Origin of the sequence: Bacillus sp. FSL R5-0659 (genome assembly GCF_038008785.1) — a bacterium.
Classification (GTDB): Bacteria; Bacillota; Bacilli; order Bacillales; family Bacillaceae; genus Bacillus; species Bacillus safensis.
Genome location: NZ_JBBOZU010000001.1, coordinates 1,812,256 through 1,827,853, shown reverse-complemented (window position 1 = coordinate 1,827,853; position 15,598 = coordinate 1,812,256). Strand labels below are relative to the sequence as shown.

Sequence of the window (15,598 nt, the reverse complement as noted above, 5' to 3'; positions counted from 1 at the left end):
GGAGAGGACAATGGGCAAAGCAACAGGTTTTATGGAATATAAAAGAGAAAAGCCAAATGAACGTGACCCTCTCACTCGTCAAAATGACTGGAAAGAATATTCAGCTCCTTATACAGATGACGTATTGAAGAAACAGGGCGCTAGATGTATGGATTGCGGAACACCGTTTTGTCAAATTGGTATGGAGATCAGGGGCGGCGTGTCAGGCTGCCCGATCTACAATTTAATTCCAGAGTGGAATGACCTGGTCTATCGCGGAAGATGGAAAGAAGCGCTCGAAAGACTGCAAAAAACAAATAATTTCCCTGAGTTTACTGGGAGAGTATGTCCTGCGCCTTGTGAAGGTTCATGTACAGTCGCTATTAATGATCCAGCTGTTTCGATTAAAAATATCGAACGCACGATCATTGATAAAGGTTTTGAAAATGGATGGATCACGCCAAGAATCCCTTCAAGCCGTACAGGGAAGAAAATTGCCATTGTTGGCTCAGGACCAGCAGGACTTGCAAGTGCTGATCAATTAAACCAAGCAGGACACGCTGTTACAGTGTTCGAGCGTTCTGACCGCCTTGGCGGACTGCTGACTTACGGGATTCCAAATATGAAGCTCGACAAAGAAGTGGTCGAGCGAAGAGTCAAACTGCTAAGACAAGAAGGCATTGACTTTGTGACAAACACAGAAATCGGCGTGGATATCACTGCCGACGAACTGAAAGAGCAGTTTGATGCGGTTATCCTTTGTACAGGTGCACAAAAGCAGCGTGACCTGTTAATTGAAGGCAGGGAAGCAAAAGGGATTCACCTTGCAATGGATTATTTAACACTCGCAACGAAAAGTATGCTTGATTCAGGATTCAAAGACAAAAACTTCATTGATGCAAAAGGAAAAGACGTGATTGTGATTGGCGGAGGAGATACAGGCGCTGACTGCGTCGCAACTGCACTTCGCCAAAAAGCAAAAAGTGTTGTTCAATTCGGGAAGCATCCAAAGCTTCCAGATACACGTGTAGGGGATAACATGTGGCCAGAACAGCCTTATGTCTTCTCACTGGATTATGCTTATGAAGAAGCACAAGCAAAATTCGGAGAAGATCCGCGTCAATATTCAATTCAAACCACAAAAATTGTGGCAGATAAAAATGGGAAATTAAAAGAGCTTCATACCATTCAAATGGAAAAGGTGAAAAACGAACAAGGGAAGTTTGAATTTCATGAGATTCCAGGGACAGAGAAGGTATGGCCTGCTCAGCTCGTCTTTATTGCAATTGGTTTTGAGGGAACTGAACAGCCGCTTGTGAAACACTTTGGCGTGGACAGCAAAAACAATCGCATTGACGCAAAGTATGGGGAATATACAACAAATGTAGAAGGCGTATTTGCAGCGGGAGATGCAAGACGCGGGCAAAGCTTGATTGTCTGGGCAATTAATGAAGGCAGACAAGTGGCGCACGAGGTAGACCGTTATTTAATGGGGAGTTCGGTTCTGCCAAAATAGGTCAAACAAAGGGTGTTACAATATAAAGAAAAGCCATGACCGAAGTGTGGTCATGGCTTTTTATGTATTGGGATAGAGATGAAGAATGATGCATTGATGGAAATGACGAACACGTTTAGATCCCTCCTTTCATGTATATGCTGTTATAAATGCAGTAAGAAAGGAAGGAACTTTTGTGCCGTTCGTTAATATTTTGACTGAACTCTTCATTGGATTTTTTGCTTTATTTTTAATTACAAAATTATTAGGAAAAACACAATTTGCACAAATCACACCGTTTGATTTCATTTCTGCACTTATTTTAGGCGAAATGGTCGGAAACGCCATTTTTGACCCAGAAGTCAAGATTCAGCACATTTTATTTGCTGTTGCGGTATGGGGCGTTCTCATTTATACAGTTGAATGGCTTTCACAGCGCTTTAAGTCCATTCGTGCGTTTTTAGAAGGAAGACCTACGCTTGTGATTGATAAGGGGAAAATTCACTACAACCGGTTGAAGAGGAATATGCTTGATATCAATCAGCTGCAGACACTGGTTCGCGCAAAAGGCCATTTTGCCCTGAATGAAATTGAATATGCCATACTGGAAACTGACGGATCTGTCAGTGTTCTTCCAAAAATGAAATACGCACCAGCCACAGCAGAAGATGTGAACGTGAAGGGAAAAGAAGTCAAATTGCCTAGAACGTTTATTATTGACGGCGAAATTTTAAAAGATGATTTACAAGAAGCTGGCTTTGATGAATCCTGGCTGAGTGATCAATTAAAAAAGCAGCATATTTCCTCTTATCGAGACGTTCTCTTTTGTGAATGGATTGAAAATGAAGGAATTTATGCAATGCAATATGAAAAATCTAAAAAAACATCCACAACATAAAAACGTGGGTGTTTTTTTGCGCGTGTATGGAATAGGATCAAAAAGAATGTTTGATGAAAACGTTCACAAAATGAGGAGGAGATATGTGATGAAATATAGAAACGTATGGATTATCATGGTCTTGTCTCTATTTCTTTATGACCCAGTTTCACTTCAAGCAGCAGAAGCAGGGCATAACCGCGTCCTTGTCGTTGATCAAAAGGGAAGCGGGGCATACCGCACCGTTCAGTCTGCCATTGATGCGATTCCAGCAAACAATCAACAGCGGGCAACGATCTATATTAAAAATGGCGTATATAGAGAAAAAATTTTGCTTCCGCAAAATAAACCACACGTATCTTTTGTCGGAGAAGATCAGCACAAGACGATCCTTACGTATGATGACACAAATGCAAGCACTGGGAGTACAACCAATAGCTCAAGCACAATGATTCGTGCAAACGATTTTTATGCAGAAAATATTACCTTCCAAAATACAGCTGGCAGACATGCTGGTCAGGCGGTGGCGCTGTATGTGTCTGGCGACCGGGCTGTGTTCAAACAAATACGTGTGTTAGGCTATCAAGATACACTTTATGCAACAGGCACAGGGCGGCAATATTATGAAAACTGCTATATCGAGGGCACGGTCGATTTTATTTTTGGATCAGCCACGGCTGTGTTTAAAAGAGCTGAAATAAAAAGCCTTGGAAATGGGTATATTACTGCAGCATCCACAACAGAAGCACAAAGGTACGGCTACGTATTCATAGATTCTACGTTGAAAAAGGGAACGGCAGCTGCGCAATCGGTTTATTTAGGACGTCCGTGGAGACCTTATTCGGCTGTGACATTCCTCCATACAAAAATGGATGACCATATAAAAGCAGAGGGATGGCATAACTGGGATAACCGTGACAACGAAAGAACGGCCAGGTATAAAGAATTTGGATCGACAGGAGCAGGGAGCAGTCCAGCAAACCGCGTAAAATGGTCAACTATTTTAACCAATAACGAAGCAAGTCAGATCACGGTTCAAGCAGTTCTTGGAGGAGCCGATGGTTGGAATCCAGAAAAGAGGTAAAGGGCTTGTCAGTTTTCGTCAAAGAAAGCTGACTTTTCTGTTTAAAAAACCTTTGAGAACAAACGTTCTTTTGTGTATAATGAACATATTCTTCTAAATTTGGCGGCTACAATAAGGAGGGATTACGTGAAGCGTTTTTCACAGCTCATGTTTTTACAAATATGTATCCTGTCGATTTTATTTCTTCCTTTTTCAGCGAAAGATGAACAGCTCACAGCTCGTGACGATTCACTGGCTTGGATGACCGCTTTAGACGAACTCATACGAACAGCACCTGATTTAGAGGGCGCGATCTCTGGCATCAGCGTCCGCGATACTTCTGACAACTCTCTTCTTTATGAACATCAAGCCGATATTCGTCTTACTCCTGCTTCTAATATGAAACTGCTCACATCAGCCATCGCACTTGATATACTTGGAGAAACACACACATTCCCTACAGACATCTGGATGGATGGTTCCATTCAAAAGAAAACGTTACATGGCAGCCTTTATCTTCGCGGCACCGGCGATCCGACTTTATTAGAGAAGGATTTTGCAGCACTTGCCAAACAAGTCAAAAAGGCCGGAATACATAGCATTCGCGGACAGCTTGCAGCAGATGACACTTGGTTTGATGACACGAGATACTCCATTGATCTGCCTTGGAGTGATGAGGATCAATATTACGGGGCACAAATTTCTGCTCTCACGGCTTCACCGAATCAAGATTATGATGCAGGGACCGTGATTCTCGAAGTAAAACCAGGAAAAAAAGCAGGACAGAAAGCCGAGTATGAGATGATCCCGAAGACGGATGTCGCTCAAGTCATCAATCAAGTGAAAACAGTTCCAGAAGGCGGAAAAAAGAAAATCTCTTTTAAGCGCTCTCACGGAACCAACAAGATTACGTTGACTGGGACCATTCCGGTTAAAGCAAGCTCATCTAAACAATGGGTAGCTTTATGGGATCCGGCCGCCTATGCTTTAGACTTATTGAAACGAGCGTTAAAGACGGAAGGCATTCAAGTAAAAGGACCACTGAAAGCAAAACAAGTTCCTAAAAAAGCCAAAAAAATCGCCTCCCATACATCGATGCCATTATCAGAGCTGCTCGTTCCTATGATGAAATTAAGCAACAATACACATGCAGAAATTTTGCTAAAGGAACTAGGCAAAAAAGTGAAGAACAAAGGGAGCTTTGAAGCTGGGCTGGACGTCATGAATGAACGGCTTCCTGCGTTTGGCATCGATCCTTCGCTTGCAGTTTTGCGTGACGGATCGGGGATATCAACTATTAACCTTGTCTCTGCTAACCAGTTCACTTTATTTTTGACAAACATTCAAAATGAAAAATGGTTTAAAACCTATGAACATGCGCTCCCTTTAGCAGGGGCGAGTGAACGAATGGTGGGGGGCACGTTAAGGAACAGATTGAAAGAACCAGCTACACTAGAAAAAGTTCGTGCAAAAACAGGGTCGTTAACAACGGTCAGCACACTATCTGGATATATTGACACGCAGGGCGGAAAAACGCTCGCTTTTTCCATCTTGTTAAATCACCTTGTTGATGACGAAAAAGGGAAAGAGATAGAAGACCGTATTGTCAGCATATTAGCTGAGAATCTTTAGATTTAGAGAGAGAAGGAGAACCATCATGACGTTAGATAACAATCAATCTTTAGTAAAAACCATGTCCATTTTTCTCATCCCGCTTTTGCTAAGCAATATTTTGCAATCGATCGGACAGTTAGTGTCCATTGTTCTTGTCGGAAGATGGATTGGAGAGGATGCAGTAGCTGCCATTTCTGCATTCTTTCCGCTTTTCTTTTTGCTCGTTTCTTTTTCCATTGGAATTGGATCGGGAAGCTCGATCCTTATTGGACAGGCGTATGGAGCAAAAAATGAACAGAAATTAAAAGAAATCATTGGCACAACGCTTTCATTCACTTTTTTGATTGGCGTATCTTTAGCGATCATTGGAGGTTTTTTCGCAACAGACATCTTAAACCTCATGGGAACACCTGCTAATATCGTGGAGGAAAGTGCGGCTTACGCCAGAATTTTATTCATCTCAATGCCGATCTTATTTCTTTATTTTGTTTATACAACATTCTTGCGGGGAACAGGGGATTCGAAAACACCTTTTTATTTCTTAATGATTAGTACGGCAACGAATATTCTGATGCTGCCCATTTTATTATTTGGCTGGCTGGGACTGCCGGCGTTCGGCTTATATGGCGCTGCGTATGCTTCAGTGATTTCAACAATTGTGACGTTTATCATTCTACATATCTACTTATATAAGACAAAACATCCACTTCGTATTGATGCATCGGTGAGAAAGCATTTATTGATGAAAGGGGATCTATTAAAAACGTTATTAAAGCTCAGTATCCCATCAAGCATTAATATGATCCTTATTTCTTTATCAGAAATTGCCGTTATTTCTTTCGTCAACGATTATGGATCACAGGCGACAGCTGCCTATGGTGTTGTCAATCAAGTCGTGAGTTATGTGCAGATGCCGGCAGTGAGTCTTGGCATTGCGGTCTCAATCTTTGCAGCACAATTCATTGGTGCAGGGAATATGAATCGACTGAAAGATGTCATTAAAATTGGGTTAGGACTTAACTTCGCCATAGGCGGATGTATCATTATTTTCGTTTATATTTTTGCACCGCAGATTTTATCTATCTTTTTAACAGATCCTAAGACGATAGACATTGCCTATAGTTTGGTTGTCATTACACTATGGAGCTATCTCATTTTTGGAACGGCCCAAATTGTTGCAGCCACAATGAGAGCAAGCGGGACAGTTCTTTGGCCAACAATCTTTAGTATTTGTTCCATTTGGCTTGTAGAAGTACCAGTCGCTTATGTGCTATCGCACTATACATCCCTTGGCATTAAAGGAATATGGATTGGCTACCCTGCAGCTTTCTTTGTAAACTTACTCCTCCAATACAGCTACTATCAGCTGGTATGGAAGAAAAAACAAATTGTATCGCTTGTTCAATCATAATGTGAAGGCATAAAGCAGCATATACATACGAAGATCTATCACTTTTAAGGAGGTCAGATCTTCTATGTTTTTAAATCAAAGAAGTGAACTAAGCTCGTACAATATCGGTGACTTTTCTTATGCCGGACCAGATTTCCAAGTGCTGACATGGGGAGAAGGAACGACATTACATATTGGGAAGTTTTGTTCCATCGCAAACGAAGTGAAAATTTTTCTAGGCGGGGAACACCGTATAGATTGGGTCACAACGTATCCATTTAATCAAATTTTCAAAGAAGCTGCACATATTAAAGGACACCCAAAATCGAAGGGGGATGTTCATATTGGACATGACGTATGGATTGGATATGGTGCGACGATTATGTCCGGAGTATGTATAGGCAACGGGGCTGTGATAGGAGCAAATAGTGTGATCACAAAAGATGTGCCTCCATATGCAATAGCCGCAGGAAATCCCCAGCAGCTCATGAAATATCGATTTTCATCCGAAATAATCGAAAAACTGCAGTTATTAGAATGGTGGAATTTAGAGTTTTCAATCATCCAATCTGTTTTTCACCTTTTGCAATCTGATGATATTGAACAGTGTATCAATGTAATAGAAGACATAAAAAAGAAAGGCTGAAAAAGCCTTTCTTTTTTCGTTTAGCTAAGCCGAATGATGGTCAAGGTAGCACCTGCAGCACCGCCTCCTCCAACTAAAATAGCTGTGACAACTGCCCCAAAAAACTGCAGTGAAATGGTGCTTCCAGCTGTTAAACTAACAATAATAGTGTTGTTGATAAATGAAGTTGAGATAACAGGTGATTGAACAGAACCAGAAATAGTAGTTGCTCCATTTAAAAGCAAACGTGTACTAATCAAAAGAGCTGTAGTGGTGTTGACTTGATACGTAATATAATATTTACCAGTTTGCAGAACGGTAAAAACAGTACTTGTGCCGTTTGCCGTAAAACCAGTAATGTTTTGAAAGTTTGGCAGAGGAATATTCGTTCCACCTGCTACAGTAACAATGGTAGGTCCAGAACTATTAGCAGCATAAAGTGCAGTATCTGTAAAACCACCTGTTCCAGTAGCCCCAGTGACACCAGTAACACCTGTCACGCCAGTAGGACCAGTTGCACCTGTAATGCCTGTGGCGCCGGTAGCTCCAGTAGCTCCGGTGATACCTGTGGCACCGGTAGGCCCAGTGGCTCCGGTGATACCTGTGGCACCGGTAGACCCAGTAGCTCCAGTAATACCTGTGGCACCGGTAGGTCCGGTAGCCCCAGTAATACCCGTAGCGCCGGTAGAACCAGTAATACCCGTAGCGCCGGTAGAACCAGTAATACCCGTAGCGCCGGTAGAACCAGTTGCACCTGTAATGCCTGTGGCGCCGGTAGCTCCAGTAGCTCCGGTGATACCTGTGGCACCGGTAGGCCCAGTAGCCCCAGTAATACCCGTAGCGCCGGTAGAACCAGTAATACCCGTAGCGCCGGTAGAACCAGTTGCACCTGTAATGCCTGTGGCGCCGGTAGCTCCAGTAGCTCCGGTGATACCTGTGGCACCGGTAGGCCCAGTAGCCCCAGTAATACCAGTGGCACCAGTAGGTCCAGTAACTCCAGTAATACCTGTGGCACCGGTAGGTCCGGTAGCCCCAGTAATACCCGTAGCGCCGGTAGAACCAGTTGCACCTGTAATGCCTGTGGCGCCGGTAGCTCCAGTAGCTCCGGTGATACCCGTAGCGCCGGTAGGACCCGTTGGTCCAGTAATACCAGTTGCGCCGGTAGGACCAGTAGATCCAGTGATACCCGTTACGCCAGTAGGACCAGTATCTCCAGTGATGCCCGTGGCGCCAGTAGAACCGGTATCTCCAGTGACACCCGTCGCACCGGTAGGTCCGGTATCTCCAGTGATACCAGTTGCGCCGGTAGGACCTGTTGATCCAGTGATACCTGTAGCGCCAGTAGAACCAGTATCTCCAGTGATACCTGTAGCGCCAGTAGAACCAGTATCTCCAGTGATGCCCGTGGCGCCAGTAGAACCGGTATCTCCAGTGACACCCGTCGCACCGGTAGGACCGGTATCTCCAGTGGTACCAGTTACACCAGTAGGACCTGTTGGTCCAGTGATACCCGTGGCGCCAGTAGAACCGGTATCTCCAGTGATACCCGTTACGCCAGTAGGACCAGTATCTCCAGTGATACCCGTCGCACCGGTAGGACCTGTTGGTCCAGTGATACCCGTTGCGCCAGTAGGACCGGTATCTCCAGTGATACCCGTTACGCCAGTAGGACCAGTATCTCCGGTGATGCCCGTTGCACCTGTAATGCCTGTAGCGCCGGTATCTCCAGTTGATCCGGTGATACCTGTTGCGCCAGTAGGACCAGTAACTCCAGTGACACCCGTTGCCCCGGTAGAGCCAGTAACTCCAGTGCTACCTGTAGCACCGGTAGGACCAGTAGGACCAGTAATACCCGTAGCGCCGGTAGGACCAGTGGCTCCGGTAATACCCGTAGCGCCAGTAGGACCAGTATCTCCAGTGACACCCGTTGCCCCGGTAGAGCCAGTGGCTCCGGTGATACCCGTAGCGCCAGTAGGACCGGTATCTCCAGTGACACCCGTAGCGCCAGTAGGACCGGTATCTCCAGTGACACCCGTAGCGCCAGTAGGACCAGTATCTCCAGTGACACCCGTTGCCCCGGTAGAGCCAGTGGCTCCGGTGATACCCGTAGCGCCAGTAGGGCCGGTAACGCCAGTGATACCCGTAGCGCCAGTAGCTCCAGTGCTGCCCGTTGCCCCGGTAGGTCCGGTATTTCCAGTGACACCCGTCGTCCCGGTAGTTCCGGTATCTCCAGTGCTACCTGTGACGCCAGTAGGACCAGTATCTCCAGTGACACCTGTAGCGCCAGTAGGTCCAGTATCTCCAGTGACACCCGTTGCCCCGGTAGAGCCAGTGGCTCCGGTGATACCCGTAGCGCCAGTAGGGCCGGTAACGCCAGTGCTACCCGTAGCGCCGGTAGCTCCAGTGCTGCCCGTTGCCCCGGTAGGTCCGGTATCTCCAGTGATACCTGTGACGCCAGTAGGACCAGTATCTCCAGTGACACCTGTAGCGCCAGTAGGACCAGTATCTCCAGTGCTACCCGTAGCGCCGGTAGGACCGGTATCTCCAGTGACACCCGTCGCACCGGTAGGTCCAGTAATACCAGTTGCGCCGGTAGGACCTGTTGATCCAGTGATACCTGTAGCGCCAGTAGAACCAGTATCTCCAGTGATACCTGTAGCGCCAGTAGGACCGGTATCTCCAGTGATACCCGTTACGCCAGTAGGACCAGTATCTCCAGTGATGCCAGTAGAACCAGTATCTCCAGTGATACCCGTCGCACCGGTAGGACCTGTTGGTCCAGTGATACCAGTTACGCCAGTAGGACCAGTATCTCCAGTGATACCCGTCGCACCGGTAGGACCTGTTGGTCCAGTGATACCCGTAGCGCCAGTAGGACCAGTATCTCCGGTGATGCCCGTTGCACCTGTAATGCCTGTAGCGCCGGTATCTCCAGTTGATCCGGTGATACCTGTTGCGCCAGTAGGACCAGTAACTCCAGTGACACCCGTTGCCCCGGTAGAGCCAGTAACTCCAGTGCTACCTGTAGCACCGGTAGGACCAGTAGGACCAGTAATACCCGTAGCGCCGGTAGGACCAGTGGCTCCGGTAATACCCGTAGCGCCAGTAGGACCGGTATCTCCAGTGACACCCGTAGCGCCAGTAGGGCCAGTATCTCCAGTGACACCCGTTGCCCCGGTAGAGCCAGTGGCTCCGGTGATACCCGTAGCGCCAGTAGGGCCGGTAACGCCAGTGCTACCCGTTGCCCCGGTAGGTCCGGTATTTCCAGTGACACCCGTCGTCCCGGTAGGTCCGGTATCTCCAGTGCTACCTGTGACGCCAGTAGGACCAGTAGCTCCAGTGACACCTGTAGCGCCAGTAGGACCAGTATCTCCAGTGACACCCGTTGCCCCGGTAGAGCCAGTGGCTCCGGTGATACCCGTAGCGCCAGTAGGGCCGGTAACGCCAGTGCTACCCGTAGCGCCAGTAGCTCCAGTGCTGCCCGTTGCCCCGGTAGGTCCGGTATTTCCAGTGACACCCGTCGTCCCGGTAGGGCCGGTATCTCCAGTGCTACCTGTGACGCCAGTAGGACCAGTAGCTCCAGTGCTACCCGTTGCGCCGGTAGGACCCGTTGGTCCAGTAATACCAGTTGCCCCGGTAGGACCAGTGGCTCCGGTAATACCCGTCGCACCAGTAGAACCAGTATCTCCAGTGCTACCCGTAGCGCCAGTAGGGCCGGTATCTCCAGTGACACCCGTAGCGCCAGTAGGACCGGTATCTCCAGTGACACCCGTAGCGCCGGTAGGACCCGTTGGTCCAGTAATACCAGTTGCCCCGGTAGGACCAGTGGCTCCGGTAATACCCGTCGCACCAGTAGAACCAGTATCTCCAGTGCTACCCGTTACGCCAGTAGGACCAGTAGCTCCGGTGCTACCCGTTACGCCAGTAGGACCAGTAGCTCCGGTGCTACCCGTTACGCCAGTAGGACCAGTGGCTCCGGTAATACCCGTCGCACCAGTAGAACCAGTAGCTCCAGTGCTACCCGTAGCGCCAGTAGGACCGGTATCTCCAGTGACACCCGTTGCGCCAGTAGCTCCAGTATCTCCAGTGACACCCGTTGCCCCGGTAGAGCCAGTGGCTCCGGTGATACCCGTAGCGCCAGTAGGACCAGTATCTCCAGTGACACCAGTTGCGCCGGTAGGACCAGTATCTCCAGTGACACCCGTTGCCCCGGTAGGACCCGTAGCGCCAGTAGGGCCGGTAACGCCAGTGCTACCCGTAGCGCCAGTAGGACCAGTATCTCCAGTGACACCCGTTGCCCCGGTAGAGCCAGTGGCTCCGGTGATACCGGTAGCGCCAGTAGGTCCAGTATCTCCAGTGACACCCGTTGCCCCGGTAGAGCCAGTGGCTCCGGTGATACCCGTAGCGCCAGTAGGTCCAGTATCTCCAGTGACACCCGTTGCGCCAGTAGGACCAGTATCTCCAGTGCTGCCCGTGGCGCCGGTAGAGCCAGTAACTCCAGTGATACCCGTTACGCCCGTATCTCCAGTAGCACCGGTAATACCAGTGCCACCCGTAGCGCCAGTAGGACCGGTATTTCCAGTGACACCCGTCGCACCGGTAGAACCAGTATCTCCAGTAATACCAGTTGCCCCGGTAGGACCAGTGGCTCCGGTAATACCCGTAGCACCAGTAGGACCGGTATCTCCAGTGCTACCTGTGACGCCAGTAGGACCAGTATCTCCGGTGATGCCTGTGACACCTGTAGGACCCGTTGGTCCAGTAATACCCGTAGCGCCGGTAGGACCAGTGGCTCCGGTAATACCCGTAGCGCCGGTAGGGCCAGTAGCCCCGGTAATACCCGTAGCGCCGGTAGGGCCAGTAGCCCCGGTAATACCCGTAGCGCCAGTAGGACCAGTATCTCCAGTGCTACCCGTTACGCCAGTAGGACCCGTTGGTCCAGTAATACCAGTTGCCCCTGTAAGTCCAGTAGCACCGGTAATACCAGTGGCACCCGTAGCGCCAGTAGGACCGGTAGAACCAGTAGCTCCGGTAATACCCGTAGCGCCAGTAGAACCAGTAGCTCCGGTGATACCCGTAGCGCCAGTAGAACCAGTAGCTCCGGTGATACCCGTAGCGCCAGTAGGACCAGTAACTCCAGTGCTACCCGTAGCGCCAGTAGGACCAGTAACTCCAGTGACACCCGTTGCCCCGGTAGAGCCAGTAACTCCAGTGCTACCCGTCGCACCGGTAGGACCAGTAGGTCCAGTAATACCAGTTGCCCCGGTAGGACCAGTGGCTCCGGTAATACCCGTCGCACCAGTAGAACCAGTAGCTCCAGTGCTACCCGTAGCGCCAGTAGGACCGGTATCTCCAGTGACACCCGTTGCGCCAGTAGCTCCAGTATCTCCAGTGACACCCGTTGCCCCGGTAGAGCCAGTGGCTCCGGTGATACCCGTAGCGCCAGTAGGACCAGTATCTCCAGTGACACCAGTTGCGCCGGTAGGACCAGTATCTCCAGTGACACCCGTTGCCCCGGTAGGACCCGTAGCGCCAGTAGGGCCGGTAACGCCAGTGCTACCCGTAGCGCCAGTAGGACCAGTATCTCCAGTGACACCCGTTGCCCCGGTAGAGCCAGTGGCTCCGGTGATACCGGTAGCGCCAGTAGGTCCAGTATCTCCAGTGACACCCGTTGCCCCGGTAGAGCCAGTGGCTCCGGTGATACCCGTAGCGCCAGTAGGTCCAGTATCTCCAGTGACACCCGTTGCGCCAGTAGGACCAGTATCTCCAGTGCTGCCCGTGGCGCCGGTAGAGCCAGTAACTCCAGTGATACCCGTTACGCCCGTATCTCCAGTAGCACCGGTAATACCAGTGGCACCCGTAGCGCCAGTAGGACCGGTATTTCCAGTGACACCCGTCGCACCGGTAGAACCAGTATCTCCAGTAATACCAGTTGCCCCGGTAGGACCAGTGGCTCCGGTAATACCCGTAGCACCAGTAGGACCGGTATCTCCAGTGCTACCTGTGACGCCAGTAGGACCAGTATCTCCGGTGATGCCTGTGACACCTGTAGGACCCGTTGGTCCAGTAATACCCGTAGCGCCGGTAGGACCAGTGGCTCCGGTAATACCCGTAGCGCCGGTAGGGCCAGTAGCCCCGGTAATACCCGTAGCGCCAGTAGGGCCAGTAGCTCCAGTGTTGCCCGTTGCCCCGGTAGGTCCGGTATTTCCAGTGACACCCGTCGTCCCGGTAGGACCGGTATCTCCAGTGCTACCTGTGACGCCAGTAGGACCAGTATCTCCAGTGACACCTGTAGCGCCAGTAGGACCAGTATCTCCAGTGCTACCCGTAGCGCCAGTAGGACCAGTATCTCCAGTGACACCCGTTGCGCCAGTAGGACCAGTAGCTCCAGTGACACCCGTTGCGCCAGTAGGACCAGTATCTCCAGTGCTGCCCGTGGCGCCGGTAGAGCCAGTAACTCCAGTGATACCCGTTACGCCCGTATCTCCAGTAGCACCGGTAATACCAGTGGCACCCGTAGCGCCAGTAGGACCGGTATTTCCAGTGACACCCGTCGCACCGGTAGAACCAGTATCTCCAGTAATACCAGTTGCCCCGGTAGGACCAGTGGCTCCGGTAATACCCGTAGCACCAGTAGAACCAGTAGCTCCAGTGCTACCCGTTACGCCAGTAGGACCAGTATCTCCGGTGCTGCCCGTAGCGCCAGTAGGTCCAGTAGCTCCAGTAATACCCGTAGCGCCAGTAGGACCGGTATCTCCAGTGACACCCGTCGCACCGGTAGGTCCGGTAACTCCAGTGCTACCTGTAGCACCGGTAGGCCCCGTTGGTCCAGTAACACCAGTTGCCCCGGTAGGACCAGTGGCTCCGGTAATACCCGTAGCACCAGTAGAACCAGTATCTCCAGTGCTACCCGTAGCGCCAGTAGGACCGGTATCTCCGGTGCTGCCCGTAGCGCCAGTAGGTCCAGTAGCTCCAGTAATACCCGTAGCGCCAGTAGGACCGGTATCTCCAGTGACACCCGTCGCACCGGTAGGTCCGGTAACTCCAGTGCTACCTGTAGCACCGGTAGGACCAGTAGGTCCAGTAATACCAGTGGCTCCGGTAATACCCGTAGCACCAGTAGAACCAGTATCTCCAGTGCTACCCGTTGCGCCAGTAGCTCCAGTAGCTCCAGTGACACCCGTTGCCCCGGTAGAGCCAGTGGCTCCGGTGATACCCGTAGCGCCAGTAGGTCCAGTAGCTCCAGTAATACCCGTAGCGCCAGTAGGACCAGTAGCTCCAGTGACACCCGTAGCGCCAGTAGGACCAGTAGCTCCAGTGACACCCGTTGCGCCAGTAGGACCAGTATCTCCAGTGCTGCCCGTTGCCCCTGTAGGTCCGGTATCTCCAGTGACACCCGTTGCGCCGGTAGAGCCAGTAACTCCAGTGCTACCTGTGACGCCGGTAGGACCAGTAGCTCCGGTGCTGCCCGTAGCGCCAGTAGAACCAGTAGCTCCGGTGATACCCGTGGCGCCGGTAGAGCCAGTAACTCCAGTGATACCCGTGGCGCCGGTAGAGCCAGTAACTCCAGTGATACCCGTGGCGCCGGTAGAGCCAGTAACTCCAGTGATACCCGTTACGCCAGTAGGACCAGTAGCTCCAGTGACACCCGTTGCGCCAGTAGGACCGGTATCTCCAGTGACACCCGTTGCGCCAGTAGCACCGGTAATACCAGTGGCACCCGTAGCGCCGGTATCTCCAGTGCTACCTGTGACGCCAGTAGGACCAGTAACTCCAGTGATACCTGTAGCCCCGGTAGAACCAGTAGAACCAGTAATACCCGTAGCACCTGCAGGGCCAGTTTCACCTGGTGCTGCTAAAAGTGTGTAATCTGGCGACGTATCTGGCGTACCTGAAGGTGGTGAAGAATTCACAAGATAAGTACCCCCACCATAAGTGACCACTTGCCCTACTGAATATGTTGGTGCCGTTACAGGATCATAGGATTCAACACCACTTAATCCGATCCCAGTAGGACCCGTAGGCCCAGTTTCTCCAGAAGCAGCCAAAAGGGTATAGTCGGGGGAGAGTCCAGGTATTCCTGATGGAGCGTCAACATTGGCAATGTAAGTACTACCATCAAACGTGACCACTTGCCCTGCATCGTAATCTTGTGATTGTGAGGGATTAAAAGGAATGGCGCCGGTTAACCCGCCAGTAGGTCCGGTTGGTCCGGGGGGGCCTGCTGGGCCTGCCAGGCCTCTTGGTCCAGCTCTTTGATTTGGTTTTGATTGCTTTATTCCTTTTGCAATGTGGCAGGGGTGATTCCCTTGAGATATATTTTGTTTTATATATTCTTGTTTAATGAATGGACAGTCTCTTTTTCGAGGACGGTCATGACGTGATCTTTTGTAATGAGGCTGTTCATGGTATTTACCGCAAAAGGGACATTTGTGTTCGAATTGATTGTACAAATTGCCCATCTCCTAGAATTGATATTTCATTCTATGTGCAAATTTTTAAATTGGAAGTAAAACCTAAAAAATCATCATTTCGAAAATCATCGAATCAAATTA

The 15,598-nt window shown here is 50.2% G+C and carries 7 protein-coding genes; 6 read left to right on the top strand and 1 reads right to left on the bottom strand.

The genetic code is table 11. The annotated features are described in order from the left end of the window. The first annotated feature begins 10 nt into the window (after positions 1 to 10). The 6 genes from gltD to NSQ72_RS09140 all read left to right on the top strand — a co-directional run bounded on the left by gltD (position 11) and on the right by NSQ72_RS09140 (position 7,064). On the top strand, positions 11 to 1,495 hold the full coding sequence (gltD, locus tag NSQ72_RS09165; RefSeq protein WP_039179183.1) for a glutamate synthase small subunit: 1,485 nt from the start codon (positions 11 to 13) through the stop codon (positions 1,493 to 1,495). 175 nt (positions 1,496 to 1,670) lie between these two features. After that, entirely contained in the window at positions 1,671 to 2,372 is a 702-nt protein-coding gene (locus tag NSQ72_RS09160; protein ID WP_039179181.1) for a DUF421 domain-containing protein, read from the top strand. A gap of 88 nt (positions 2,373 to 2,460) precedes the next feature. Beyond that, positions 2,461 to 3,435: a pectinesterase family protein gene (locus tag NSQ72_RS09155; protein WP_144490237.1), complete on the top strand. Its 975-nt coding sequence runs from the start codon at positions 2,461 to 2,463 to the stop codon at positions 3,433 to 3,435. A 126-nt stretch (positions 3,436 to 3,561) separates the two neighbouring features. Beyond that, positions 3,562 to 5,046: a D-alanyl-D-alanine carboxypeptidase/D-alanyl-D-alanine endopeptidase gene (dacB, locus tag NSQ72_RS09150; protein WP_341083881.1), complete on the top strand. Its 1,485-nt coding sequence runs from the start codon at positions 3,562 to 3,564 to the stop codon at positions 5,044 to 5,046. Positions 5,047 to 5,071: 25 nt separating this feature from the next. Next, positions 5,072 to 6,439 (top strand): MATE family efflux transporter, encoded by a 1,368-nt coding sequence (locus NSQ72_RS09145; protein WP_029705978.1) that lies wholly within the window; start codon positions 5,072 to 5,074, stop codon positions 6,437 to 6,439. Positions 6,440 to 6,503: 64 nt separating this feature from the next. Beyond that, complete coding sequence (locus NSQ72_RS09140) at positions 6,504 to 7,064, top strand: CatB-related O-acetyltransferase (RefSeq protein ID WP_341083879.1); 561 nt, start codon at positions 6,504 to 6,506, stop codon at positions 7,062 to 7,064. Positions 7,065 to 7,084: 20 nt separating this feature from the next. On the opposite strand, the gene NSQ72_RS09135 is transcribed toward NSQ72_RS09140, so the two are convergent. Continuing rightward, on the bottom strand, positions 7,085 to 15,505 hold the full coding sequence (locus NSQ72_RS09135; RefSeq protein ID WP_341083877.1) for a hypothetical protein: 8,421 nt from the start codon (positions 15,503 to 15,505) through the stop codon (positions 7,085 to 7,087). Between the last annotated feature and the right edge of the window lie 93 nt (positions 15,506 to 15,598).